Source organism: Paraburkholderia agricolaris (assembly GCF_009455635.1).
GTDB lineage: Bacteria > Pseudomonadota > Gammaproteobacteria > Burkholderiales > Burkholderiaceae > Paraburkholderia > Paraburkholderia agricolaris.
This window is the reverse complement of the sequence record NZ_QPER01000001.1, coordinates 1,419,856-1,441,257: the sequence shown is the minus strand read 5'-3', so window position 1 is coordinate 1,441,257 and position 21,402 is coordinate 1,419,856. Positions and strand designations below refer to the sequence as shown.

The following is a 21,402-nucleotide window of genomic DNA, read 5'->3' as shown; positions in this document are numbered from 1 at the left end:
CACGCTCCCACCACCGCCGTTGAGGTATGCGTAGTTGATAACCCTCATCACGCGATACGATGCGTCGAGAACAAGGTTTCCCGACGCATCCCAAATCTGCAGCCCCGTCGCCATTACCAGAGCCCCAGTCGAACGCGCAGCGTCCCGTTGTTGTCGTAGACGAGCAACGTCGAATCGTTCAGCGTCATGTAGCCGCTGCCACCATTCGCCCCGTTGAGCGTGAGCGAGCCGTTTTTGTTCAAGATCCATCGCGGCTGACCGTTCGCGCCGACCGCCGTCGACTGAATCACGTCGCCGATCATCGCGTTCTGAATCCAGCCGGTACCAATAAGCGCCTGGCTCATGAACACCTGGCCGCCCTGCACGACGAATGGCGCCGTCACCGCGTTTCCATTGGGGTCAATGATCGCCACGCGGCTCGCGGAAAGAAGTACCTGCGATTCGACGACGCCGCTGCTGTTGTCCACACCAACGCCGACCCCGGCGATGTAGGTGCGACCGTTCGCCGTGATCTGCGTCTTGATCTGGTAAGACGCGGCGACGCGCCCGTTCAGATCCGCATACGAACTCGCGACGGTCTGCACCGCTGCAGTGTTGGCGTTTGCCTGCGCCTGCACAGTGGTGATCTGCTTTGCCTGCGCGCTGTCGGCATCGACGCGAGCCCTGGTCTCGGTCTGTACGGCCGCGTTCAGCGTGTCGGTAGCCGTCTTGAGCTGTGCGGCGACGGTGTCGGTGCGCTGCGCCAGCGCGAGGTCGCCTTCCTGGGTTGCAGACTGCAAGGACCAGACACCCGCATACGACGTATCGTCGCCAGCGTATATATCGGCCTGGCCGGCCATTGGCGGGGTAATCGCGTCGATCGCGGTGAGCAGATCGCCGCCAAGCGCGGACTGCGTGATTCTTCCCGCGAAGTAAGCTTCGTAGTCGCTTTGGTCGCTGCTGCTCTGCCCATTCACGCCGGCGCCGGCCGGATACCACGGGCCGATGTTCCCGGATGTGTCGACCAGACGAGCCCAGAAGAAAAACGACTGGCCGGCCGCCAGCCCTTGATACGACGTCGAAGCTTGCGGATACGCGAAATCCGAAAACTTGATAGCGTCAGCGAGCACGCTCGTGCGGCTGTACCAGATCTCCGTGCGCTGCGTGTCGCCGGCGGAACCGTCTGCCGGAAACGTCCACTTCAGATTGATCCCGAACACGATCGATTCGGTTGTGAGCGACGTGACCTGTGGCGGCGGGCTCGTCTTGCCGGTCAGCGTCGTATCTACACCATAGGCGGGGATCGACGTGACGCCCATCGCATTCACGGCGCGCACGCGCGCGAGATACGTACCCTGATAGATGCCGATGACCTCCGCCTGCAGGCCGCCGACGGCGTTCATGGTCACCCACTCGCCGTTGTCCTTTCTCCACTCAGGCAGATACGAGACAGCCTTGTCGGCGGAATTCCACGCGATGACCATCACGGTCTTGGAAATGCCCTGATCGATCACCGAGTACGTCGAGACCGCGACGCCGGTAGGCGGCGGCTGCACCGATGGCGGCACGACGGTGACCGGTCGAACCTGGATGGCCGCGCCGCTATCGATGGCCGCATACTTGCCCGGCTCGTACTGCGTGGCGTTGACGGTGTAGGTGATTTGTCCGTTGTCGTCGCCCTCCTGCACGCTGATCACGCGGAAGAGTTGCGATGCAAGGTCGGCGCTCTCGATCATCCAGACCGCACCCGGCACGGGCGTCGTATCAAACGCGGCCGACACAGTCACTGTGTCGCCGGCCACGCCTGATACCGTCCGTTTCTGAGCGACGCCCGTCGGCAGAATCACCGTCAACGAATCGCCCGCAGCGACGGTCGGCGCCTTGTCGAGAGTGATATTTCGACCGTTGACCGCCCGCATGCGGCCGCCCATCCGCTTACCGGCCTTCGCCGGGTCCGCGACCGCGATCACCTGACCAGGGGCGCACCGCGTGCCGTCGAGTCCGATCTGAAACGAAATTGTGGCCGTCTCGTATCGGCTGGTCAGGCACGTCCACATGCCGAGCCGGTGCGCCTGCCCTTGCGACGTCGTGCCGAATGCGGTGATCTGCGCTTTGACAATTCCGTAACGCGCGATTCCATCATCATCGGGGTATGGCTCAACTGCCTGCTTGTAGCCGTTTGCCGGGTCATTCCAGCTGACCAGCGCCATGGTGTAGCGCGTCTTGCGTTCCGAGCCGACATACTGGAACTTGCCGTCGACAACGTTCGCCGCCGTGTAGATGTATGCCGGATCGGACGGCATATCGGCACTCGCGACCACGGCGCCGGGCCCCCAATACGCAATGCCGCGGAACGTCGTCGCCAGATCCTGCAGAACCTTGTACGCGTCGGCTTGCGACTGAATGACGGCGTTGCACGTGAAGCGCGGTTCCTGACCACCCTTGCCGTCCGACACCATCACGTCGCAATACTGTCCAATCGCGTACAGCCCCCACTTGTCCACCATCGACGCGTCAATGCGAGCGCCGAGACCGTACCGTGTGTTCAGAACGAGGTCATAGAAGATCCACGCGGGGTTATTCGACCATGCGGTCTTGAACGTGCCATCCCATGCGCCGGAGTAAGTGCGCGCCTCCGGATCGTAGTTCGACGGGATGCGGATCAGCAGACCTTTGATGTCGTAGGCCCGCGTCGGTACCGAGCTGAAAGACCGGGCGTCGAACGACAGGCCGAACAGCGCACTCATCGGGTACCGCAATTTCCGGTCGATGATCTCGGTGATCGCCTCGATGTTGATCGTGTCGGCGATCAGCGAGCTATGGGCATTCGGCGTAATGCGGCGCACGCGCACGAGCCAGCCGGTGACCGCCGCCGGCAGCTCGATGCGCACGCTGCGTTCATAGAGCGTCGTCGTCTTGCCATCGAATGCGCCGGTCACTACCTGTGCATAAGAACCTCCATCAGTCGCCAGGTCGATTGCATACTCGACGCGATAGCCTGTCACGTTCCCGCTTGAGGAATCCGATTTCTGAAACGCGGGCAGACCAAAGCGGATGCGCACGGCGGTGAGCTGCGTGTTCTCGACCTGCCGCACCCACGGCATATCTGACGTCAGCGGCACGCTTACGGCATTTTCGTTCTCGACGGCAGGGAAACCAGACATATAGGTCTGATCCTGCGTGCCGAGCCGAAAGTCGACGCTGTAGTTCGAGAAGTTGCTCGACCCATCGCCGTTGATGATCGGCGTGTCGTCGAGATAGACGGATTGCAGGCCATTCACAAGCCCTGCGATCGGCCCTTCCGACACCAGGTCAAGCACCCGCGCATAAGCAATCGAGTGCAGGCTATCCGGCGACTCGCTGGGCGAACCGCCCGAGCCACCACCTTTCGAACCCTGAATGCGCATGTTTAGGCTTGATCCTGGGCGTAGATGCCCGCGCTGATAACCTTCGAGCCAACACGCATACGGCCATAGACGAGCGGTACCGGCTCCCCCTGAGCGGAGCTGTTGACCGGGCCGTTGAAGTAATACGAAGTGCCGTTATCCGGGCCGGTACCGGCGAGTCCCGCCGTTTGTGGGCTCAGCATCTGCATGACACCGCCCAGCGCCAGTGACGCGCCGAGGCCGATCAGTGCGCCGCCACCGAATTCGCTGGTGACCACGCCGACCACCACGAGCGCGGCGCCGAGAATCGTCTGGAAGAGACCGGCGCTCTTGCTGCCGACCAGCACTGGCGCAATGCGGATTTCATCGGCGCCGACCGGATACTCAAGCCCTTTCTCGTCGAGGTTTTTGCGGCCCATGAACACGGCGAACGTCAGCCCGTTGTCTTTGGCGTTCATCAGGAATTTTTCGAATCCCGGCACCACGACGCAAAGCGCACGGATTGCCTCCCGCGTCGACGACACGGCGAGCCGATGAGTACGGCCGAACCGATTCCCCGCGACGCCATAAAGACGTACGGTCCTGAGTGTTTCGCTCATTGGTTATCCCCGGTATCTAAGAACCGTTCGCAGGCAATGCGCCCACATGCCGCCCCAGACGGTGCGGCCGGAAAGCTGCCCATACATGTGATGCAGCAGCACGTTGTCGCCCAGATAGACGCCGGCGTGGTTCGGCGCGCCGTTCTTGCTCCGGATCTGCATGAGCAGCACGTCGCCCACTTCGATCTCGGCGTCCTGCCCCATATCGACGAAACCGGCCTTGTCGAAATTGTCCAGGTAGAGATTCGAAACGCCGTCGTCCCACCAGTTATCGGGGCGTTCAAAATCGGGAAGCATCACGCCGCGCTCGAGCTGGTAGTAGCTGCGAATCAGGTCGTAGCAGTCGTGCACGCCGTGCACGAACTGGCGGCCGATGAGCGGCGCGACATACCCGGTCGGCCCGAACTCGAACCAATCATCGAGCGCGATCGACCCATCGCCCTGTACGCCGAGCGAAACGATCACCCATTTGTCGATCCCGCTCTGCTCGCACATCTTCCGGTCGGCACCGCTCGGCCGCGCCGATGCTCCCGGGTGCGAATGCACAACAGCGGCGATCCGGCCCATGTCCTCGGCGCGCGCGTAATCCTCGGGCGCCAACTTGAAATCGTCAGTCGGCTTCGGTGCGATATTCCGGCACGGCACATACACCTCATGGGCGCCTTTCAGCACCAGCAGACCGCAGCACTCGCGCGGGTATTCCGCGAGCGCGTGTTCCGCGATCGCGTTCTTGATTTGCTCGTTCATCAGGAAAGGGTGTCGCTGAGGAAGCCGCCCCATGGGAGCGGATTGTTCACGCCGAAGCGGCATTCGCAGCCGCTTGTCTTGAGGCTGCACCGGTCGAGCGCAGGGTCGCTCACCGGCTGATCTTTCTTGTCGAAAAATGCGATGCCGACGTAGCCGCACTCCGGCCCGCGATATTTAAAGCCGCACAACCCCGCAATTTGACGCGCAGGCACCTGCTGTCCACCGAAATCTGTCGGCGATGAGAGTGTGAACTCGACTTGAATGCCCGGCTGCTCGTTGCTCTTCTGCTCGATGAACCAGATCTCTGTCGCCATGCTCTCGTTGGCGTCCGCGGTCGGGTTCCCCCCCGCAAAATTCGCGGCATCGAGGTATTGCGCGAGAGTGCGCCGGCGCGTCACCTTCGCGCCAACCATATCGTCTAGGTAGACGCAAAGCGCTGTGATCGTGCCGTTGATGTCGCCAACGATAAGCTTCGGCGACGGCTGCTGTGCGTCCGATGTATGTTCAAAGCCAGTCGCCTGAACCGGCCACGGCTTGTATTCGTTGCCCTGCCAGAAAATCGAGGTCGATTGCAAATGCGCATGAAAGCGCAGCATGTCGCCACCGATCGCGGTGCAGTCAACCTCGAACAACTCGATAATATTGCCCGGTTCTAGCTGCTGAATGTCTGCGGTGATTGTCACAAGTTAACCCCTTGTCTTCACAAAAAAAGCTGCAGACATGGTCAACAATTGACCGTCATTCAGCCCCCGCAATTGCCACGCGTAAGCACCCTCTGCTAATGGATAGGCGACCTCAAACCCAACGGGGAACGAATAACCACCATTGATATTGGAATAGCGCTGAGGCTTACCTAATCCGTTTCCGTTGTAGGCTATATAGACCAGGCTGGTGTTACCGGAGGTAGGCGTAGAGCCCGAACCTACCGCACTAGCCTCGATTGGTTCATCTGCCCAGTTTGCGACAATGGCAGAAAGCCAAACCGTATCTACCTGAGCCTGGCCGTTGTCATTGATCGCACTAGTCACCCTTAGTTTCCGGTTGTGGAAGCTGAGACAATTGATCGGGGTAAAGAGACCGGCAGTGGCGACCGCTGCAAAACTATTAGCCGCTGTGGTGTAAACCATCCCCACAAGCGTGCGCGTACTATCCCCGCTCTTGACATCGACGCCTGTGGTTGCGTCCACCGCACGGGCTGTAGTGGACGCCTCAAGAGCCATATTCTTGCCGGACATGTAGGCATAGATGTAATAAAGCGTGTTCGCCGCGACACTAGTAGCCGCAAGCGTTACGCCCGCCGCTGGGATCTGCCTGGCTATCCCCTGGATAGTCACATAGCTCCCAGACTTACGCGACAGGACAAGACCGGTTCCTGATTGAGACAGATAGCACTGGAATACCGGCGCCGTGACTGCAGTGACTATGCTGGTTCCGTCCGGAAGCGCAACGCCCGCGCCGGCCGTTAGCAGGTCGCCCACCGCGAGCGTGCCGCCAACGGTAGCTTTACCGACCACGTTGAGCGCACCGCCCACGGTCTCATCGCCCGCTACCGCGCAGTTACCGTTTACCGTCTCGTTATCGCCGTTCGTCCGCCCGCGCATCAGAACGGTCCACGCATGTATGCCGTCCGTGTCGATCAGGGCGGTTTCACCCGGGTTCAACTTCGATAGCGCAACTGTGTCGCCCGAACCGACGCTAGCGGGCAGGGATACGACGGTCGTACCGATGTTGCGCATCAGAATGACGCTGTCGGCCGCGCACTTCGACGCGGGAGGTGGATTTACGGCACCATCGCCGGCGAGAGCAATGTTCACGCGTTTGCCGAGATGATCTGCGACCGTAAGCGCTTGCGGCGCAGTGATTGTGTCCTTCGCGCTTGAAAGCGTCGCCTGGGCATTCAACACATCGACGTTCGCATTCGCCTTTACATTTGCGACGCGCACGGTATCGCCGTCGTCTCCTTTCGGCGGGGTGCCGAGGACGACCTTCTGGAGGTTGCTCATGGAATTCAGGTAGCGGAAGTTGTGTCGAACGTCTGATCGAACTGCGCCGTCATCGTGTAGACGTTGCCGTCTTTCGTCGGCTCTGAATACTTCTCACAGGTGAACAGCGATTGAGGACGCAGCAGCGGCGTCCAGTAGAACGCCTCGCCGCCGGCGCGCGCGTCGAGGAAGGCCATGATTGCCGAGATCTTCGTGGCGTCGCCAATGAATGTCAGGTTGTACGAAGATGAACGGTTATTGAGCCCGTCCGGGGCACGCTGAGCGTATCCATCGCCGAACTGCGCCTTGCGCACAAGAAGCATGGCGTCACCCGACGATCCAGCAACCGTCGGTACCCAGGTGAAAGTCTGCGTCGTCATCTTTACACCGACCGGTTAGCAAGCTGCCAGGCGTAGCCACCCTGCCCTTTCATCTTGGCGGCGATACGCGCGTCGACAAGATTCTTGAGCTGGCCTTGCAGCCACTTCGCATCGGATGCCGTCAGACCATTGCCCCCTTCGCTCGTCTGAACCGTAAGAGAGACCGCGGCGCCATCACCACGAGCGGCCGAAGCGGAAGCGACGTTTGATCCGACGAGGCCGCCCGACGCAAAACGGGCCATGCTGTGCACACTCGCCCCGTTGTTCATCGCGTCGAGGTTTGCCGGACCAATGCGCTTAACAGCATCCGCCGTCATGACGAATTCGCCGTTGCTCAAGCGCGCCATGATGCTATCGCTGGTGCCCGTTCCCGGGCCGCTGATGTAACCGCCCGTGGCATGTCCCAGCATAGGTGAGTCGCCGAAATAACTGCCGAACGCACTGGTCGCATAGCTGAACAAACCTGAGATCGCTGCGCGCGCCTGCATGCGAGCGATGTCGGCGATAACGCTCTTCGCGAGATCGCCGAAGTTGGCCTTGCCAGTCGTGACGAGCGACGCGAAGGCATCCTCCATCCCGCGGAACGCACCTTGAAACGTTGACGCAACGGACGCCGCAACATTCGCTGCGCTATCGCGATAGTTCGCCAAGGCCTCCGACGCACCATTCGTCCAATCGGCCTGCTTCGCCTTGAGCGACGAGTAGTAAGTGTCGTAATCCTGGAGAGACTGGGCGAGGCCGGCCTGGATGTCAGCGGAAGCCTTCGTATAGTCAGTGCCCCCAGCAGGTCCTTGGGCGTCACCTTGTCGAGCTGCTCCTGAAGCCGCTGATACTCTGCATAGATCGACTTCACGGCCTGCGCATTACGGACGGCATCCGCTCCCATTCCGAACGCGTCGAGCTGACGACCATACTGTTCGTTCAGCCCGTTCTGATAGCTCGCAATTGACGCATCGATTTGCGCGGAGCGCTCCTTCAGTTTGGCAATGTCTTCGTTGTGTTTAACTTCTTTTTCAAGCTCGACATTCTTCTGCAACTGTGCGCGGATCGCATCCTGGTTAGCCAAGAAGCTCTTTTGATCCGCCGTAAGGGTCTTGCCTTTCCAGTCGCCAACCTGCTGGTTGAATTTAACGAGATCCTTCTCGGCCGCCGTCAGCTTGTCGGTGGTATCGAGCTGCGCCTGCAACTGCGCGCCCTGATCGCGTAGCTGCTGGATGAATCGGGTAGCAGCGTCGTCGGTGTACGCTTTCTGGTGCTTCGGCGTTTTATCCTTAAACTTGTCCGCGATGTCAGCCGCAGCTTTGTCATAAAGTCCGCCGCTGAAATCACCGGTGTGCACGTTGAACGAAACGCCCCGATAATTCGAGGGCATCACACCGGTGTTCTCATATTCCTTCTTCAGCGCGACAAATTGTTGATACAGCTTGCGCATCGCCTCGTCTTTCGCATAACCCTTGTCGAGCGACTCGAGGCTTTTGGTAAGCGCGTTGTTGGCATCGATGGCGGCCTGGTGGACCTTGCCGTTCTGCTCTTGCTGCGCGGCAAATTTCTGCTCGTTATCGACGAAGGCCTGCTGATTCGCAATCTGTGACTGCAACTGCTTTATGCGCCCCTGCATATCGTCTTTTGAAGCGAAGACCGACACACCATCTGCAGAAACCGACGTTCCGCCGGCAGCCATATCCGCCGTTGCCTGCACGAGCTCGGCCTTAAGCGCGCCCAACTTATCCTCGGCGCTCGTTGGTTTGCCGAGATTCATCATCTGGCGCCATGCTGATTGGGCAGCTTCACCGACGGCATGCCACGCAGCGGGCAACCACCCCAGCTCCGTATGTTGTTTTCCGAGAGCCTCGGTAAGTTGATCTGCAACCTGCGCCTGGGCTGCCGATTGCGCGCCGGACTCCTCCAGTGCCTTAATATGGTCGTATTGCGCCAGCGTTAGAAAGTGGTATTGCTTGTTCTGCTCCTCGGCCCACTTCGCAACGCCGTCCGACATCTTCACGTACTGCTCGATCACCTTGTCGGCGCTCTCGCCGGTCGCATCCGACATGGCGATGACGGACTTCGCAACTGCTCCCAGCGCATCGCCGCTAAAGCGGCCGGTCGAGATCAAGCCGGTGAGGACCTTCTGGACCTCGGTGGTGCCGCCCTGAACGCTACCAATTGCGACAGCAAGGTCACTCACCTGCCCCGCGGTCTTACCCGCGAAGTTTCCCGTGTTCTTCAGTGCCGCGCTGAGCGCATCGGATTCCGTCGCTCCCTTGTACATCGCAATACCGAGAGCGCCGATTGCAGCGAGTGCGGCGCTGATTCCCATCCCAGCCGGCGAAAGGATGCTGGCCATCGCATCAGTTTTTTCGCCCAACACCATCAGCGAGCCGCCGAAATTCTTCCAACTCCCTTGCGATGCTTCGTGCGCAAGAACCAGCAACTCTCGGCGCGCACCGGCAGTCTTGAGGCTGAACTCTTCGGTGTGCTTCGACGCCTCTGCAATCCTTTCGATGTACTGCTGGGTCGAACTGGCAACTCCCAAAGAGGCCGCGCGAAGCTGCAAAATTTCGGCGCGCGTTTTGCCCGCCGTGTCCGCGGCGCGCGTAAGCGACGAGACAAACGAATTGATTTCTCGCGCACTCGCCTTGCTACCATTTTCGGTAGCTTCGGAAATTGCCCTTTGAGCGGCGGCAACACGCTGCGACGCCTGATCCTGCGTCTGCATGAAGGCCTGAGCCGACTTGCGCGCAGAATCCAGCTCCGATCGATAGCCGCTCGCATCGGCTGTGACCCGCGTTACGCTCTCATTTGCCACTTGTTTTCGCCTTGATCTCGGAGTCGATCGCATCGGCAACCGCTTGGGCTGCCGCCTTCTTCTTTGCCTCGTATGCCGGCCTCTTGAACGGCTCCGCGGCCATACCTGAGCGTCCGTACTCGACAAACCGCAGGTAATACGCGTCTTTGAGCCACGTCACGATGTACGACGCCAGTTTTCCTGGCACAGATTGCTCAGCGTCATAGGCAATGATCAGCGACTGCGCGCCCTTGCCTGTATCGCGGGGAATTCGCAGTTTCTCTTCTGCCAGAAAGATATTTGCGCCGACGAGCGCAGCCTTGCGCAGCGTCGATTCGCTAACCGCCGTGTCGAGTGCGTCCAGTTGCGCCGTGAGCGCACCCGGATTCGATGTCTCAAACGCTCTAGCCATGCGCCGTCCTGCCAAAGAGTGAGGCGCGAAGCATTGCAGTCTGCTCAGCTGGATCGTCCAGCAACACCGGCTCTGCATCCTGTGCCGGTGTGAGGCCATTTATCCACGGAATGACGTCGCTAGGGCCGAATGGATCCGGCGCCTTCTTTGTGTCACGGTTGACGTTGTAGATCGCCGCCACGATCGCGCCCGCTCGAAGATCATCCATTCGCGTCCCGAAGGGTTCGATCTGGTAGTACGCGAGCCATTCAGCGAATTCCGCGCTGCTAACCTCTTCCTGGCAGCGCGCAACCGACATTCCTAATTCGCGGGCGAGTCGGAACCAGAAGAGCCGCTCATGGCGGCTTCGGAGTTTTTTTCCACTTCCTCCGTCGCCTTCGCACCGATCTTGTTCAAACGCATGGCGACGTCGACAAGGCGCACGAGAACATCTGTGCTCTTGTCGCGAAGCTGCTCAATGTCTCCTTCGGAGAACACGACCGCGCCGTCGTCGCCGACGACCGTGCTCGCGAGCACCAGCGCCTGAAACCGCGACATAGCTTGCGGCTCCTGCAACAAAGCCATCAGCGCCTCGCGGGTTCGTCCGCTCATGACGCTGATACGCACCTTGCCACCCCACTCGGGCACATCGACGTCTTCGGTCTGTAAATCCCGCGCCGCGAAAATCTGTTCTTTTGTCAGCATTGCTCAAGCCCCCGCTGCCACCGGCTTAACCGCACCGGACACGGTGAGCGCGATGGTTGACGTAATCACGCCATCAGTCGAGCCGGCGATTGGAAACGACTTCACAGACGCGCTAAATGCGTCGGCCGTACCATCGGGGTACTGCAACTTAAACGACTCCAGGCTCGACGCCTTCTGCGCGACCTTGAGCGCGGCCTGGCCGGGGTCGGCCATATTCACGTTGACGTCCATAGAGAACGAGCCGTTATCCATCAGCCCGAGGCGCTTCTCCTTCGCCTCGGAATCCAGATCGGTAATGTCGATTTCTGTCGCGCTGCCGTCGAATCCGCTGTACGACTTCACGTTCTTTACCTGCGTCCAGGTGGGTTGTGCGGCACCCTTAACTGCGGTGTCGATGAAGAACTTACTGCCCTGCGCGCTAATCGCGGTGCTGGTCATGGTTTCACTCCTGATACCAGATAGAAAAGTCTTGCCGACTGCCGTAAAGCTTCGTGTCGTCCTCGTAGACGCTCACGGGCGCGCCAATCGGCGTCCCGAGAACAGGCGCGGCAGTCAGCCCAGAGCGCACCTGTTTGATGATGGTTGCCGCCTCGGCGCGCGTGGTTGCCCATACGGCCACCTGCATGCGGCTGTTTTGAAGCGTGTCGGGGCCGTCGAATGTCGTCTCATCGACGCCACCGACAGACTGATAGACGATGTACGGTTTCGTTGGAGACGCCGGCGCAACGTCGGGATAGACGCGACCGCCGGCGAGCGGCTTCAGCGCCACCGCGGTGATGGATTCAGCACTAGCCATTGTTAGAAAAGGCCGAGCAGGCCAGATCCGTGTATTCGCGGCTCGCCACATTCGGCAGCGGCACGAGAATGTTGAAAACGACGTCTTCGACCGATTGCCCGTCGACGAACTTCAGCAGCACAGCGCGCATGCCGTTATCGATGCCCGTTCGATAGCGAATTCGGAGGCTTGCGGTTGCGTTGGCAACTTCAGCCTCGGAGGTCAACGTTTCCTTGCCGGTCAGCATCTTGACGTTGCACCAGACGGTAGTGACCTCGACCCAGCCGGGAATCGGCTGGCCAAGCTCATCCTCGGCGCCACCGTTACGCTCGATGCGCACACGCCGGTTAAGATCGCCCGCGCGCATCAGAGGCCCGGCACGATTCGGTGCGGGCGCAGCAGCGTCCGCGCATTGAACGGCAGCTCGACTACATGTCCGAGAGCAGAATCCTCACGGTTTGCATACAGTTCGCCGGTCGTCTTCAGGATCGCCGCCTTGACCGCACCGTTGACGACCATCGGGTTATCGCCGGCCGTGCCGGCAGTGACCGCGGCGGCCATCGAACCAGCATCGTCGAACACCTGGCGATTCAGATAGTCGATCGCCGACTGCGTCGCGCCGTCGAGCAGCGCCTGCACGACGTCATCTTCCACGCCGGCGTCCTGCCGAAGGAAGCCGAGCGCCAGCCTTAGATCGACGAGTGCCATTGCTTATTCGGTGACCTTCGCCGGTTTTTTGGCGCTTTCGAGCGCGCCGAGCTCGTTCGCACCTGCCTCGAGTTCCGGCGGGCACTCGTCGCCGGCTTCGAACTGCTTGGGATAAATCTCGCCCTCCGGCACGCCGCGGAACGCCTTGATGAACTTCATATCTGCCTCCAAAAAAAGAAGGGGCGCCACAAGGACGCCCCTTAAACCACACACCCTACGGAGATTCGAGTTACGCGGCAGCGGCGATTTTCATCGCGCGCATCGGTTCCGGATTGAGCAAACCGCCGCCCACGCGCTTCGTGGTATAGAACAGCACATACGGCTTGGCCGTGTACGGATCGCGCAGCACGCGCACGCCGATACGATCGACGATCAGGTACGTTTGCTTGAAGTCGCCGAACAGGATCGGCGTCGAGTTCGCCGCAACGTCCGGCATGTCGGGCACTTCCGTGATCGGATAGCCCGCCAGCGTCGCCGGTTGCCCCGCGACATACGACGGCTGCCACAGATAGTTACCTTGGCCGTCTTTCAGCTTGCGGATGACGCGCTGCGTGTTGCGATTCATCGTGAAGCGCGCATTGCCGGTAAAAGCGCTGGGCAAGTCGTAGATCAGATCAATGACGCTGTCCGACGCGATGGTCGCTGCGGCACCGCTGTTCACAACCGGGATCGCACCGAACGGGTGCGCTGCAGCGTTCGCGCCGCCGGCAACATACGTCAGGATGCCATTCGGCTTGTTGGCGCCGTCACCCGAAAGGAACGCGAGACCTTCCTGCTTCGCGAACTGGGTCTGCACTTCGTTAGCCAGCCAAGTTTCGAGATCGATTTCGCTGTCGTCGAGGATCTGCTGCGTGGCCGCCGGGTTCGCGTAGATCTCGCCCGACGCGAACGACAGCGACTTGAACGTGCCCGTGCCAGTCTGCGGTCGCGCATCCGTTTCACCGACCCAACCGCTCGCCGTGCCGCCCATGTTGAACAGCTTCGAAAAACCAGCCTTCGAGACCGTCTGAACCTGCGCCAATTGGCGCATCGGCGAGATCAGCACCAGCTTGTCGATGATCGTGCGATCCCATTCGACGGGCGTCAGATAGCCACCCTGCTCGTCGGCACCCTTGTTGAGCGCTGCGTTGATCTCGCCGCGCTTCACGTGCGCGCGGAAGGCGTCGGTGTATTCGGCGTCGCGCAGCTTCGCACCACCGCCGCCGCCCATTTCAAGGGCCGCCATCTTGATGCTGTGATCATCCAGCGCTTTCTGGAATGCATCCAGATCAGCGCTGATCTTCTCCACCTTGGCGTTGATGTCCGACGCCGGCAAGCCGGCCTTGACCGCCTCGAGCTGCTTCGTATGCTCGGTTTTGAACTCGGCAAAAGCCTTGTTCACGCCTTCGATGAGCGCCTTTACGTCGCCGGCGCCGCTGTCCGCGCGCACCGAGACGATGCCGCGCGTGACGGCGCCGGCGTTACCTGTCAGGGATGCCGCGATCGCGGCGATGAGAATGCGTTTGTTCATGGTTTCAATTTCCCAATGCGTTGATGAGGGTTTGCAGCGATGCTGCAACGTCTTCGCCAGCGCTCGGCATGGCAGGGTTTCCAGCAGCGCTCGGCGTGCCGGACAAAAGTGATTTGATTGCTTCGCGACGGGTCGAGCGAGAGTAGCCCGCCTTAGCCATCGACGCCTCGACAATCGCGAGCGTCTTTCGCGTAGTCGACGATGACGTCTGTGTCTTGCTGACTTCGGCACTTTCGATCAAGCCGGTTGCAAAACCGTTGCTCACAGCTTGGTCGGCACCGATCCACGTTTCCTTGTCCATCAGGCTCGCCGCGTCGCCTTGCGTGATTCCTGCCCGCTTCGCGTACAAGTTCGCCATTGCCGCGTCGAATGGTTCGAGCGTCTGCGCCGCTTGAGCCAGATCGTGCCGGTTGCCGATCGCGACCGTCCACGCGTTGTGGATCATGAGGAACGAGCCTTCACCCATCAAAATCTCGTCGCCAGCCATCGCGATCACGGATGCGGCAGATGCCGCAAGACCGAGCACCTGCACAGTGACCTTCGCCTGGTGTTGGCGAAGCAGGTTGTATATCGCGACGCCTTCGAAGAAGTCGCCACCGGGCGAATTCACGTTGACCGTGACGGCTTGGTTCGCACCGATACTGCGCAGCGCGGCGGAGATGCGCGTCGCCGTTACACCGGTACCCTCCCAGTTGTCGCCGATGGTGTCGTAGATCGAAATCGACGGCGAACCATCATTTGCCGCGCGCACCTCGGGCTCCCAGCGCTCAAGCGCATCCGGACGCATATCAAACTGCGCCGCGCCCAGGCGGAAATCGGCACGAATCTCAGGCAGTTGCAGGAGGCTCATCGCCAGTCCCTTTCGGTTTCTGTGTCATTGGATTGCGCAACGCATCGGTCTGCGGATCACTGGATTTCGGCAGGTCGGAGAGCTCGCGCACTTCGTTCTGGGACATCCACGGCGCCTGACCGCCAGCGCCGAGCGCCTTCGAGAAGAACGACGCCTGATCGTTGAGCGTGCCGCGCAATAGCGCGCCTTCGTTGAACTTGAATTGCTGTTTATCGAGCTGGTTGTCGGGGATGAAGCTGCGCGCGGCGGCCTGCTCCCATGAGACAAACCAGTGCCCGAGGCCATACTGGATAAAGAAGATTGCCAACTGCTCGATGCCGCTGCCCCAACTCGTGTCGTCCATCATGAGAAGCGGCCGCGGCACGCCATACATGCGCGCGACCTCTTCGATTTGATGGTTGCGGGTCTCGATCTGCTGCGCCGACACAGCCGTGATCGAAAATTGCTTGGCCGTGCCACCCTCTTCGATCAGCATCCAGCTACCGGCGTTTTCCGCGCCCGAGTGGTTATCGGCGAGCGACTCCTTCATGCGCTTATAGGCGTTGTCGGAAAGCTCTTTCGGAATCTCGATCGCGCCACCCGCCATTACACCGGTGCGGAATGTGCGCGATGCGGCACGCTCAGCCTGTTCAGCAAGTTCCAACGCTTCACGCGACAATTTGATACGCGACACGCCATTCACGCCATCGAGCGAGAGGTCGCGCAAGTGAAAAACGTCGCGCGCCTGCAGAGTAATCAGGTCGCCGCCTGGCGTGGTGTAGTCATAGACGATCTGCCAGGCGTCCGTCAGCCGCGGCTTCGTCGAACCGCGATCCATCGGAATCAACCGGATCGGCCTGTTTCCCGACCAGATAGTCCGCGCGAACGACTGGCCGTCGAGCAGTGCCCGCAGTTGCATGAGGCTCTTGAACTCAATCGGCGTCTGCCAGTCGTTCGGCTTGTACTTGAGCAGCCGGTGCGCCGGGTTGTCGGTCTGCACCCTTTTCGTCTCGTCGCTGCTCTGGAGATTCAACGGCAGCATGCCGATCGCTTCGGAAATCAGCGTCACGCAGCGCAAAACGGCCATGTTCCGTAGCGCGCGCGCCGCGCGTGGATCGCGACCATCCAACTCGCCGCGCCGGATGTACTCGAGCAGGCGTGGATCGTCTAAGCCGGTGAACGTCTCGCTGCCCGCCGGCGCTTCCGCGCGCGGCGATGGAGTTTCAGGGCGAGTTTGGGCCTCCGGCTGGTTGCCCCGCCGGATGAAATCGAACCAACCCATTCACACCTCAAAGAAATCGAATGCCGCGCGACTCGTACACCGACGGCCCTTGAGCCGGCGGATTGAGCGCCATCAGCGATACCGCATCGAAAATAGCCATCAGCGGGTCAATCTTGCCCGTCCCGCTGGCCTGTTTTGTGATGTTCACGGCATTGCCCACCGGCACAACGCGCGCATTGCCGACGCACCACGCCATCAAGCGTTGGCCGCCGTGGACCAGTACGCCGCCGTCCCCGATACCTTCGTCGAGACCGCGGCCGCTCGCCGCGGCGACGCGTCGTTCGGTCGTCTTGATTGCGCCGGACAGTTTCCAGCCTTGCGAGATGCCGATCACCTTGTCTTCCGGCACCTTCGCGGCGACGAGCGCGTCGAGCACGCCACCAATTCCAGCCGGGTCGGCGCCAACCTTATCCAGCAGTCCGGCCTGATGAATCGTCGCGACGATCTGTGCAACGTCCTCGACGTCGTCGCCGATTTGCTCGACGACCGTCAGGTCGCCCTCCTTCTCGAAGTCGCGGAGCGTGTCTGCGATCTCTTTCCGGCGTTCGAACACTGATGGATGTGCCCAAGCGTGCGTCCATGCCAGCCAGTTGCGCGTACCGCGCTCCCGCCCGACGACAGCAAGACCCAACAGGTCGTCAAGGCCGCCACCGTCAATGCCAACGTCGATCACTTCGCAGCGCTCGATCAACTGGTCGAGCGTCAGACCCGGCACAAGCGCGGCAGCCTCCCAAAATTCTGCGCCGGCCCAACGATCGCTGCGCAGCGCGAGCCCGATTTCGACGTTGGCGTGCTTCGCGAGAAAGCCGCGGAATGACTCTTGGCCGCCCTCTTGCGCCTTGCGGAACTCGCGCTCCAGATATGCCTGGTCGACGGAATAACCGAAATTCGGATTGACCATCGAAAGGTTTTCGACCTTCAGGTGCTCTTTGCGCTTCACCATCTCTGGTGGATGCTCAAAAATCACCGGTACGAAGCACGGATCGTGGATCTTTCCGTCGCGCACGTCTCGCGCGTAACGCAGTTTCTGCAGGAACACGCCCGCCGGCGGATCATTCGACTGCGTCGTCAGGTAAATCACGAAGCCTTCGGGCCGCGACGCGAGACCGCCGGTCGCTTCGCGCAACATATCTTCGGCGTTCGGCTGCTTTCCGAACAGCCAAAGCTCGTCGATCAGTGTCCCGACGCTCTTCTTACCGCTGACGGTATTTGCGTCAGCGGCGACGACCTTCAATGCCGCGCCACTGACGCGATGCGTGATCGTCTTGATGTGCGTTTGCACCTGAAACAGTTCGTCGAGGTCTTCTTCGTGCTTCACCATGTCCCGACTCGGCGCGAAACTGTTGTTCGCGACCTCGATCGTCGGCGCCAAGATTGCGTACTCGGCAGACTGGCGCCAATTGAGGATCATCGCGGTCATCATGATCCCGGCGGCCAGCGTCGATTTGCTGTTCTTCTTCGGGATGCACACGAACCACTCGGTGATCAGGCGCCGCCCGCTGTCCGGGTCGTACGCGCCGAAGATCGATGCGACGAGATCGAACACCCACTGAGCGCAAGACTCGCCGAACGTCGGACTGCCAGGCGCATCGACGATCTTGAGCTGCTTGAAAACGTTCAGCGCGATTTCGGCCTGCTCCGGAAAAATCGGCGGTGGGATGATCGAGCGACCGGCTCGAATCCGATCAGGCCAATCCGGACACGCTGTCGACCACTCCATCAGTTAGCCCAGACGTCCTCGCCACCGGCCGACAGGTAGCCGCGCTTCACAGCGTCGCGCACCTCGGGGAGTTTGGCGCGCAATGCCTGCAAGTGGATCGAATCCGGCATGGGCAGACTAAGCGCCGCGATTAGGTTTTCCAGTGTGTCCACTGCGCCAGCGATCTCATCCATTGCTATTTCCGGTTGTTGACGACGAGTTTCGGCGTCGCAAGCGACGCAAACTTGTTCGCCGCTTTCTCGGCGGCCGCGCCCTTCGCATCCTTCTTGCCCGTCTCGCCGACCTTTGCGTGCACGAACGGCATCAACGCCACCGCAGCCGTTACACGAAGCTTCGGTTCGGTCCGGCCGTCGTTCATCGCAGCGATCAGGAAAGCCTTCGGATCTGTGAAGCTCGTCAACGCGTACGGATCGAAATCCGGCGGCGGCGATCGATCAACGGCGGGTTTTGCCGCTGCGGCGGCCTTCGATTCCTGCTCGATTCGCTGCGCGGCCATGTAAAGGGCCACATCCTTATCTTTAACAAGGCGCGAACCTGCAGCCGAGGCCGTCGCGGCACTGTAACCAGCGGCGATTGCCGCGTCCTTATTGGCTTTGCCAGCTAAAACAGCGTCGGCGAAAAGCCTCTTTTTCGCTGTTAAAGCCATTAACAAAATCCTCAAAGGGGAAAATTTTCTGCGCGTGCGGGAACGGTCGGTCGAGGCGAAAAATAGCCTCAGACTTTCGACACCCCCACCCGTTAGGCGTTGCCTATTGTTGTTTTTCTACAACATTCGTTGCATGTTGTCGTATTTTTACAACATTTGATGAGAACCGCGCTCGGCGCGTGCCTTCTCACCATCGTGGTGCGGCTTGCAGAGCGTCTGCACGTTGTTCGGGTCGAGCCGCAGGCGATCATCGCCTCGATGCGCCACGATGTGATCCCCTATCGTGCCAAGCGGTTCGGCAACGCCGCGATCGGCGCATGCGAGCACGACATCGGCCGGCGACATGCCGACCATGCCGAGATCGCGCAGGCAGTAGACGCAGTGCGGATGCTCGGCCAGATGCCTGGCACGCAGCTTCTGCCAGTCGTAGCCATAGCCGCGCGCAGCGCTGCTCGTCTTGCCTGTTCGCCACGACGGCGACTCGGCAATGGCGACTCGGCTTGGCAATGACTGCAGGCGAGTCGCCAATGTGCGCAGGCGCGGCATGTCGTGTTACGCAGCGACCGGATATGCAGCGGCGAGCGCTGCGGTGGTCGCGGCCTGAATGGCTTCGACCGACAACGATGCATCGATCGCCTTCAGCACAAGCGCGATCTGCACTGCGGCGTTGACGTTGCTGGCTTGCGGCGCGGTTGCTGCCGGTGCTGCTGCGGGAGTGCTCATACTTGCCTCGATAGAAGGGTCGGTGATTGAAAAGCTGCCGTCTTTGGCCATGAACCACATGTCGAGCGGGCCGTCGATGCCAACACCGATGCCCTGAATATATGTTCTGCCGTCTTTGACCACAGTCTTGAGCGTGCCGAACTCGGCCTGCGCCTTCTCAATGACGTTTTGCTCGACGGCTTTAGCCTCCGTCTTGAACCATGAGGCGATCTTCTGAATGATGGCTTTGAGATTCATGACGTCGGTGATGCTGGTAGTGAGGCGCGGAGGCGAGAATAACTGATAGTAACGCTTGACGTTATTAACGCCATGCGTTACTATCCTTTACATGATCACTTCGTTCAAATGCCGCGACACAAAAGCTCTCTTCGAAGGCATCCGAGTAGCACGATTCGCCAACATCGAGAGCGTCGCAATCCGGAAGCTGCAACAGATTCACGCGGCTTCAGACCTCAACTTCCTACGCGTCCCGCCAAACAATCGGTTGGAAGCACTGAAAGGAGATCGGAAAGGGCAGTTCAGTATCAGAATCAACGGCCAGTGGCGCATCTGCTTCAAGTTCGAAAACGGCAGCGCCTCAGATGTAGAGATCGTTGATTACCATTAAGGCGGGAGCGGCGGAAACGCCGCTTTCCCAACAGCACAAACGCAAGCACCAGGAGCAACATATGGCACGGCAAATTCCGCTGGCCACGCCGGGAGAAATCCTGGCCGTGGACTGGCTCGAACCGATGGGCATCACCCAGTACGCGCTCGCGAAGGCGATCGGAGTTCCCGCTCGGCGAATCAATGAGATCGTCAAGGGCGAACGCTCGATCACGGCCGATACGGCTGTGCGGCTCGGCGCATTCTTCGGCACCGACCCGCAAAGCTGGATGAACCTTCAGACGCACTACGACACTGAAATGGCGAAAGAGAAGATCGGCGCGGAAAAGATCGAAGAGATTCGCCAGCACGCTCACGCCGCCTGAAACGCAAAAAGCCCGCGAGGTTTTCACCTAGCGGGCTTTTCTTTGGACGAGCGAACTCACCACGGGCGAATAATCACATATCTCCGTCGAGATCGTCAAGCACTTCGATCATTCTTCGCTCGGTGGAGTGATTGGGCCTGCCCATTTCGCCTTGCTGAATTCGGCGCGCACAACTGGCGCACTTCCCGGAAGGCTGGGTGAATAGATATGGAGCATAGGCTTTTGCCAAGTATCCATATCGCTTCCAAGCATCGCGATTCTGACAACCTCGGTTTTATCGCCGCGTTGCATCCAATACCAGCCTTCCTCGGTCGGCAGTTCAGTCGTCCATTTCATTGTAGATCCTCAGAAGGCGGGTGCTTGGGCCGTACCAGAACGCACCGTCGGGTCGCGGTTCATCGACAGGCCAGCCGTCAACTTGTCCGAACGTCAGGCAATTCGTCGCCAAACTTTGCCGCAACGTAGGCGCGCATAGCGGCGACTAATGGCGTGTCACCTTCCTTTGATGACATATAGAAGTGGCCGCCGCGAGCATCTGGATCGAACTCGTAATCGGCGCCCCATGTGCCATCCTTATAGGGCTTAACAATGATCCGCTCACGCTCGATGATCGGCCCTCCCTGCCCCCAATTTGTCGACGGAGTCCAGTCATTGATGCCTCCAGAGCTTTCGCCCGCGTACCACGTGCCACACCTGTCGTGCGGGACAAGTGACACATGCGAGTATCCTTCAGCCCTCGCGACCCAATGGTCAAGTTGCGAACAATTCAAGGCATCCACTTTCATATCGAGACCTCCTTTCCGCCATTCTACGACTACACGAGCAATCCCTTCGCGATAAGGGCAGGACGCAAAAGGCGCTTCGCTTCGGCGTAGTCGGCGTCCTGTGTCGTCGGGCTGCGCGGGTTGCGGAACACGACTGAACCGGCGACGAAATTGCGGCACGCGGTCATTACGGCGACGCGGTGCGCGAGCGACAGCTTCTGGATCAGCGGATCGACACCCTGCCCGGTTGCCGCGCGCAACTGCCGATCAACGGTCTCGGACAGATCGTCGTAATCCATCCACTGATTGCTAATCTTGAAGTCGCGGCAGCTCGCCGACGCACGACCATGACCGAGCGCGGGCTCGTATGCCTGGCTCCATTCGTACCACTCGGTGAGCACAGCGTCGATCTCGTCTGCCGCAATGGCGTCTGTCGTCATGTTGGGTTGCCTCTTTCCGTATTGTTGGCAGCGTTCGCCGTGCTTCATTCCAATTGCGCAGATCGTTTGCATAGCACCGA

28 protein-coding genes and 1 pseudogene are annotated in these 21,402 nt (G+C 60.3%); 2 read left to right on the top strand and 27 right to left on the bottom strand.

Going from position 1 to position 21,402, the window contains the following annotated elements:
- Window positions 1-113: 113 nt before the first annotated feature.
- From GH665_RS06605 to GH665_RS06500, 24 genes and pseudogenes are all read right to left on the bottom strand, one after another.
- Entirely contained in the window at window positions 114-3,386 is a 3,273-nt protein-coding gene (locus GH665_RS06605) for a TipJ family phage tail tip protein (RefSeq protein WP_153135184.1), read from the bottom strand.
- 2 nt (window positions 3,387-3,388) lie between these two features.
- Window positions 3,389-3,964, bottom strand: coding sequence for a tail assembly protein (locus tag GH665_RS06600; RefSeq protein WP_153135183.1), 576 nt, complete (start codon window positions 3,962-3,964; stop codon window positions 3,389-3,391).
- 3 nt (window positions 3,965-3,967) lie between these two features.
- The gene (locus tag GH665_RS06595; RefSeq protein WP_153135182.1) at window positions 3,968-4,711 is read right to left on the bottom strand and encodes a C40 family peptidase; all 744 of its coding nucleotides are present in this window, start codon (window positions 4,709-4,711) and stop codon (window positions 3,968-3,970) included.
- Window positions 4,711-5,394 (bottom strand): phage minor tail protein L, encoded by a 684-nt coding sequence (locus GH665_RS06590; protein ID WP_153135181.1) that lies wholly within the window; start codon window positions 5,392-5,394, stop codon window positions 4,711-4,713. The genes GH665_RS06595 and GH665_RS06590 overlap by 1 nt, the downstream gene beginning before the upstream one ends.
- Before the next feature lie 3 nt (window positions 5,395-5,397).
- Entirely contained in the window at window positions 5,398-6,714 is a 1,317-nt protein-coding gene (locus GH665_RS06585; RefSeq protein ID WP_153135180.1) for a hypothetical protein, read from the bottom strand.
- Between the two features lie 5 nt (window positions 6,715-6,719).
- Entirely contained in the window at window positions 6,720-7,073 is a 354-nt protein-coding gene (locus tag GH665_RS06580; protein ID WP_153135179.1) for a phage tail protein, read from the bottom strand.
- Window positions 7,074-7,075: 2 nt separating this feature from the next.
- On the bottom strand, window positions 7,076-7,822 hold the full coding sequence (locus GH665_RS39045) for a phage tail tape measure protein (RefSeq protein ID WP_246216273.1): 747 nt from the start codon (window positions 7,820-7,822) through the stop codon (window positions 7,076-7,078).
- Window positions 7,823-8,097: 275 nt separating this feature from the next.
- A pseudogene (locus GH665_RS39625) lies at window positions 8,098-9,789 on the bottom strand (phage tail length tape measure family protein); the annotation flags it as partial.
- Between the two features lie 79 nt (window positions 9,790-9,868).
- Window positions 9,869-10,270, bottom strand: a complete 402-nt coding sequence (locus GH665_RS06565) for an HK97-gp10 family putative phage morphogenesis protein (protein WP_153135176.1) — start codon at window positions 10,268-10,270, stop codon at window positions 9,869-9,871.
- A complete protein-coding gene (locus GH665_RS06560; RefSeq protein ID WP_153135175.1) occupies window positions 10,263-10,568 on the bottom strand; it encodes a phage tail assembly protein T in 306 nt (101 codons plus the stop codon). The genes GH665_RS06565 and GH665_RS06560 overlap by 8 nt, the downstream gene beginning before the upstream one ends.
- Before the next feature lie 2 nt (window positions 10,569-10,570).
- Window positions 10,571-10,954 carry a hypothetical protein gene (locus GH665_RS06555; RefSeq protein ID WP_153135174.1) on the bottom strand — a complete coding sequence of 128 codons (384 nt, stop codon included), beginning with the start codon at window positions 10,952-10,954 and terminating at the stop codon, window positions 10,571-10,573.
- A 3-nt stretch (window positions 10,955-10,957) separates the two neighbouring features.
- The gene (locus tag GH665_RS06550) at window positions 10,958-11,392 is read right to left on the bottom strand and encodes a phage tail tube protein (protein ID WP_153135173.1); all 435 of its coding nucleotides are present in this window, start codon (window positions 11,390-11,392) and stop codon (window positions 10,958-10,960) included.
- Window positions 11,393-11,396: 4 nt separating this feature from the next.
- Entirely contained in the window at window positions 11,397-11,750 is a 354-nt protein-coding gene (locus GH665_RS06545; protein WP_153135172.1) for a DUF3168 domain-containing protein, read from the bottom strand.
- Complete coding sequence (locus tag GH665_RS06540) at window positions 11,743-12,096, bottom strand: phage head closure protein (protein ID WP_153135171.1); 354 nt, start codon at window positions 12,094-12,096, stop codon at window positions 11,743-11,745. Before GH665_RS06540 ends, GH665_RS06545 begins: the two co-directional genes overlap by 8 nt.
- The gene (locus GH665_RS06535; protein WP_153135170.1) at window positions 12,096-12,437 is read right to left on the bottom strand and encodes a head-tail connector protein; all 342 of its coding nucleotides are present in this window, start codon (window positions 12,435-12,437) and stop codon (window positions 12,096-12,098) included. The genes GH665_RS06540 and GH665_RS06535 overlap by 1 nt, the downstream gene beginning before the upstream one ends.
- 3 nt (window positions 12,438-12,440) lie before the next feature.
- Window positions 12,441-12,596, bottom strand: a complete 156-nt coding sequence (locus GH665_RS38710; RefSeq protein WP_167530922.1) for a hypothetical protein — start codon at window positions 12,594-12,596, stop codon at window positions 12,441-12,443.
- 70 nt (window positions 12,597-12,666) lie between these two features.
- The gene (locus tag GH665_RS06530; protein WP_153135169.1) at window positions 12,667-13,947 is read right to left on the bottom strand and encodes a phage major capsid protein; all 1,281 of its coding nucleotides are present in this window, start codon (window positions 13,945-13,947) and stop codon (window positions 12,667-12,669) included.
- Between the two features lie 4 nt (window positions 13,948-13,951).
- A complete protein-coding gene (locus tag GH665_RS06525; RefSeq protein WP_153135168.1) occupies window positions 13,952-14,797 on the bottom strand; it encodes a head maturation protease, ClpP-related in 846 nt (281 codons plus the stop codon).
- Entirely contained in the window at window positions 14,775-16,058 is a 1,284-nt protein-coding gene (locus GH665_RS06520; RefSeq protein WP_153135167.1) for a phage portal protein, read from the bottom strand. The genes GH665_RS06525 and GH665_RS06520 overlap by 23 nt, the downstream gene beginning before the upstream one ends.
- Window positions 16,059-16,065: 7 nt before the next feature.
- Window positions 16,066-17,778 carry a terminase large subunit gene (locus GH665_RS06515; RefSeq protein WP_174771703.1) on the bottom strand — a complete coding sequence of 571 codons (1,713 nt, stop codon included), beginning with the start codon at window positions 17,776-17,778 and terminating at the stop codon, window positions 16,066-16,068.
- Window positions 17,778-17,951, bottom strand: coding sequence for a hypothetical protein (locus GH665_RS38705; protein WP_167530921.1), 174 nt, complete (start codon window positions 17,949-17,951; stop codon window positions 17,778-17,780). The genes GH665_RS06515 and GH665_RS38705 overlap by 1 nt, the downstream gene beginning before the upstream one ends.
- Window positions 17,952-17,953: 2 nt before the next feature.
- The gene (locus tag GH665_RS06510; protein WP_153135165.1) at window positions 17,954-18,424 is read right to left on the bottom strand and encodes a terminase small subunit; all 471 of its coding nucleotides are present in this window, start codon (window positions 18,422-18,424) and stop codon (window positions 17,954-17,956) included.
- Between the two features lie 147 nt (window positions 18,425-18,571).
- On the bottom strand, window positions 18,572-18,970 hold the full coding sequence (locus GH665_RS06505; RefSeq protein ID WP_153135164.1) for an HNH endonuclease: 399 nt from the start codon (window positions 18,968-18,970) through the stop codon (window positions 18,572-18,574).
- A 6-nt stretch (window positions 18,971-18,976) separates the two neighbouring features.
- On the bottom strand, window positions 18,977-19,384 hold the full coding sequence (locus tag GH665_RS06500; RefSeq protein WP_153135163.1) for a hypothetical protein: 408 nt from the start codon (window positions 19,382-19,384) through the stop codon (window positions 18,977-18,979).
- Between the two features lie 91 nt (window positions 19,385-19,475).
- On the opposite strand from GH665_RS06500, the gene GH665_RS06495 reads away from it, so the two are divergent.
- Window positions 19,476-19,754, top strand: a complete 279-nt coding sequence (locus tag GH665_RS06495; protein ID WP_153135162.1) for a type II toxin-antitoxin system RelE/ParE family toxin — start codon at window positions 19,476-19,478, stop codon at window positions 19,752-19,754.
- A gap of 61 nt (window positions 19,755-19,815) precedes the next feature.
- Window positions 19,816-20,118 (top strand): HigA family addiction module antitoxin, encoded by a 303-nt coding sequence (locus tag GH665_RS06490; protein WP_153135161.1) that lies wholly within the window; start codon window positions 19,816-19,818, stop codon window positions 20,116-20,118.
- A 108-nt stretch (window positions 20,119-20,226) separates the two neighbouring features.
- Here the strand turns inward: GH665_RS06490 and GH665_RS06485 are convergent, their stop codons facing one another.
- The 3 genes from GH665_RS06485 to GH665_RS06475 form a co-directional block, all read right to left on the bottom strand.
- A complete protein-coding gene (locus GH665_RS06485) occupies window positions 20,227-20,454 on the bottom strand; it encodes a hypothetical protein (RefSeq protein WP_153135160.1) in 228 nt (75 codons plus the stop codon).
- Window positions 20,455-20,531: 77 nt separating this feature from the next.
- On the bottom strand, window positions 20,532-20,903 hold the full coding sequence (locus GH665_RS06480) for a phage protein NinX family protein (protein WP_153135159.1): 372 nt from the start codon (window positions 20,901-20,903) through the stop codon (window positions 20,532-20,534).
- A 29-nt stretch (window positions 20,904-20,932) separates the two neighbouring features.
- Window positions 20,933-21,322 carry a hypothetical protein gene (locus GH665_RS06475; protein ID WP_246216154.1) on the bottom strand — a complete coding sequence of 130 codons (390 nt, stop codon included), beginning with the start codon at window positions 21,320-21,322 and terminating at the stop codon, window positions 20,933-20,935.
- Window positions 21,323-21,402 lie beyond the last annotated feature (80 nt).

Excerpts from the sequence above, each read along its gene's own strand:
- GH665_RS06605 (WP_153135184.1), bottom strand. The coding sequence starts at position 3,386 with ATGCGCATTCAGGGTTCGAAAGGTGGTGGCTCGGGCGGTTCGCCCAGC.
- GH665_RS06600 (WP_153135183.1), bottom strand. The coding sequence starts at position 3,964 with ATGAGCGAAACACTCAGGACCGTACGTCTTTATGGCGTCGCGGGGAAT.
- GH665_RS06595 (WP_153135182.1), bottom strand. The coding sequence starts at position 4,711 with ATGAACGAGCAAATCAAGAACGCGATCGCGGAACACGCGCTCGCGGAA.
- GH665_RS06585 (WP_153135180.1), bottom strand. The coding sequence starts at position 6,714 with ATGAGCAACCTCCAGAAGGTCGTCCTCGGCACCCCGCCGAAAGGAGAC.
- GH665_RS06580 (WP_153135179.1), bottom strand. The coding sequence starts at position 7,073 with ATGACGACGCAGACTTTCACCTGGGTACCGACGGTTGCTGGATCGTCG.
- GH665_RS06565 (WP_153135176.1), bottom strand. The coding sequence starts at position 10,270 with ATGGCTAGAGCGTTTGAGACATCGAATCCGGGTGCGCTCACGGCGCAA.
- GH665_RS06560 (WP_153135175.1), bottom strand. The coding sequence starts at position 10,568 with ATGTCGGTTGCGCGCTGCCAGGAAGAGGTTAGCAGCGCGGAATTCGCT.
- GH665_RS06555 (WP_153135174.1), bottom strand. The coding sequence starts at position 10,954 with ATGCTGACAAAAGAACAGATTTTCGCGGCGCGGGATTTACAGACCGAA.
- GH665_RS06550 (WP_153135173.1), bottom strand. The coding sequence starts at position 11,392 with ATGACCAGCACCGCGATTAGCGCGCAGGGCAGTAAGTTCTTCATCGAC.
- GH665_RS06545 (WP_153135172.1), bottom strand. The coding sequence starts at position 11,750 with ATGGCTAGTGCTGAATCCATCACCGCGGTGGCGCTGAAGCCGCTCGCC.
- GH665_RS06540 (WP_153135171.1), bottom strand. The coding sequence starts at position 12,096 with ATGCGCGCGGGCGATCTTAACCGGCGTGTGCGCATCGAGCGTAACGGT.
- GH665_RS06535 (WP_153135170.1), bottom strand. The coding sequence starts at position 12,437 with ATGGCACTCGTCGATCTAAGGCTGGCGCTCGGCTTCCTTCGGCAGGAC.
- GH665_RS38710 (WP_167530922.1), bottom strand. The coding sequence starts at position 12,596 with ATGAAGTTCATCAAGGCGTTCCGCGGCGTGCCGGAGGGCGAGATTTAT.
- GH665_RS06530 (WP_153135169.1), bottom strand. The coding sequence starts at position 13,947 with ATGAACAAACGCATTCTCATCGCCGCGATCGCGGCATCCCTGACAGGT.
- GH665_RS06525 (WP_153135168.1), bottom strand. The coding sequence starts at position 14,797 with ATGAGCCTCCTGCAACTGCCTGAGATTCGTGCCGATTTCCGCCTGGGC.
- GH665_RS06520 (WP_153135167.1), bottom strand. The coding sequence starts at position 16,058 with ATGGGTTGGTTCGATTTCATCCGGCGGGGCAACCAGCCGGAGGCCCAA.
- GH665_RS06515 (WP_174771703.1), bottom strand. The coding sequence starts at position 17,778 with ATGGAGTGGTCGACAGCGTGTCCGGATTGGCCTGATCGGATTCGAGCC.
- GH665_RS38705 (WP_167530921.1), bottom strand. The coding sequence starts at position 17,951 with ATGGATGAGATCGCTGGCGCAGTGGACACACTGGAAAACCTAATCGCG.
- GH665_RS06510 (WP_153135165.1), bottom strand. The coding sequence starts at position 18,424 with ATGGCTTTAACAGCGAAAAAGAGGCTTTTCGCCGACGCTGTTTTAGCT.
- GH665_RS06505 (WP_153135164.1), bottom strand. The coding sequence starts at position 18,970 with ATGCCGCGCCTGCGCACATTGGCGACTCGCCTGCAGTCATTGCCAAGC.
- GH665_RS06500 (WP_153135163.1), bottom strand. The coding sequence starts at position 19,384 with ATGAATCTCAAAGCCATCATTCAGAAGATCGCCTCATGGTTCAAGACG.
- GH665_RS06495 (WP_153135162.1), top strand. The coding sequence starts at position 19,476 with ATGATCACTTCGTTCAAATGCCGCGACACAAAAGCTCTCTTCGAAGGC.
- GH665_RS06490 (WP_153135161.1), top strand. The coding sequence starts at position 19,816 with ATGGCACGGCAAATTCCGCTGGCCACGCCGGGAGAAATCCTGGCCGTG.
- GH665_RS06485 (WP_153135160.1), bottom strand. The coding sequence starts at position 20,454 with ATGAAATGGACGACTGAACTGCCGACCGAGGAAGGCTGGTATTGGATG.
- GH665_RS06480 (WP_153135159.1), bottom strand. The coding sequence starts at position 20,903 with ATGAAAGTGGATGCCTTGAATTGTTCGCAACTTGACCATTGGGTCGCG.
- GH665_RS06475 (WP_246216154.1), bottom strand. The coding sequence starts at position 21,322 with ATGACGACAGACGCCATTGCGGCAGACGAGATCGACGCTGTGCTCACC.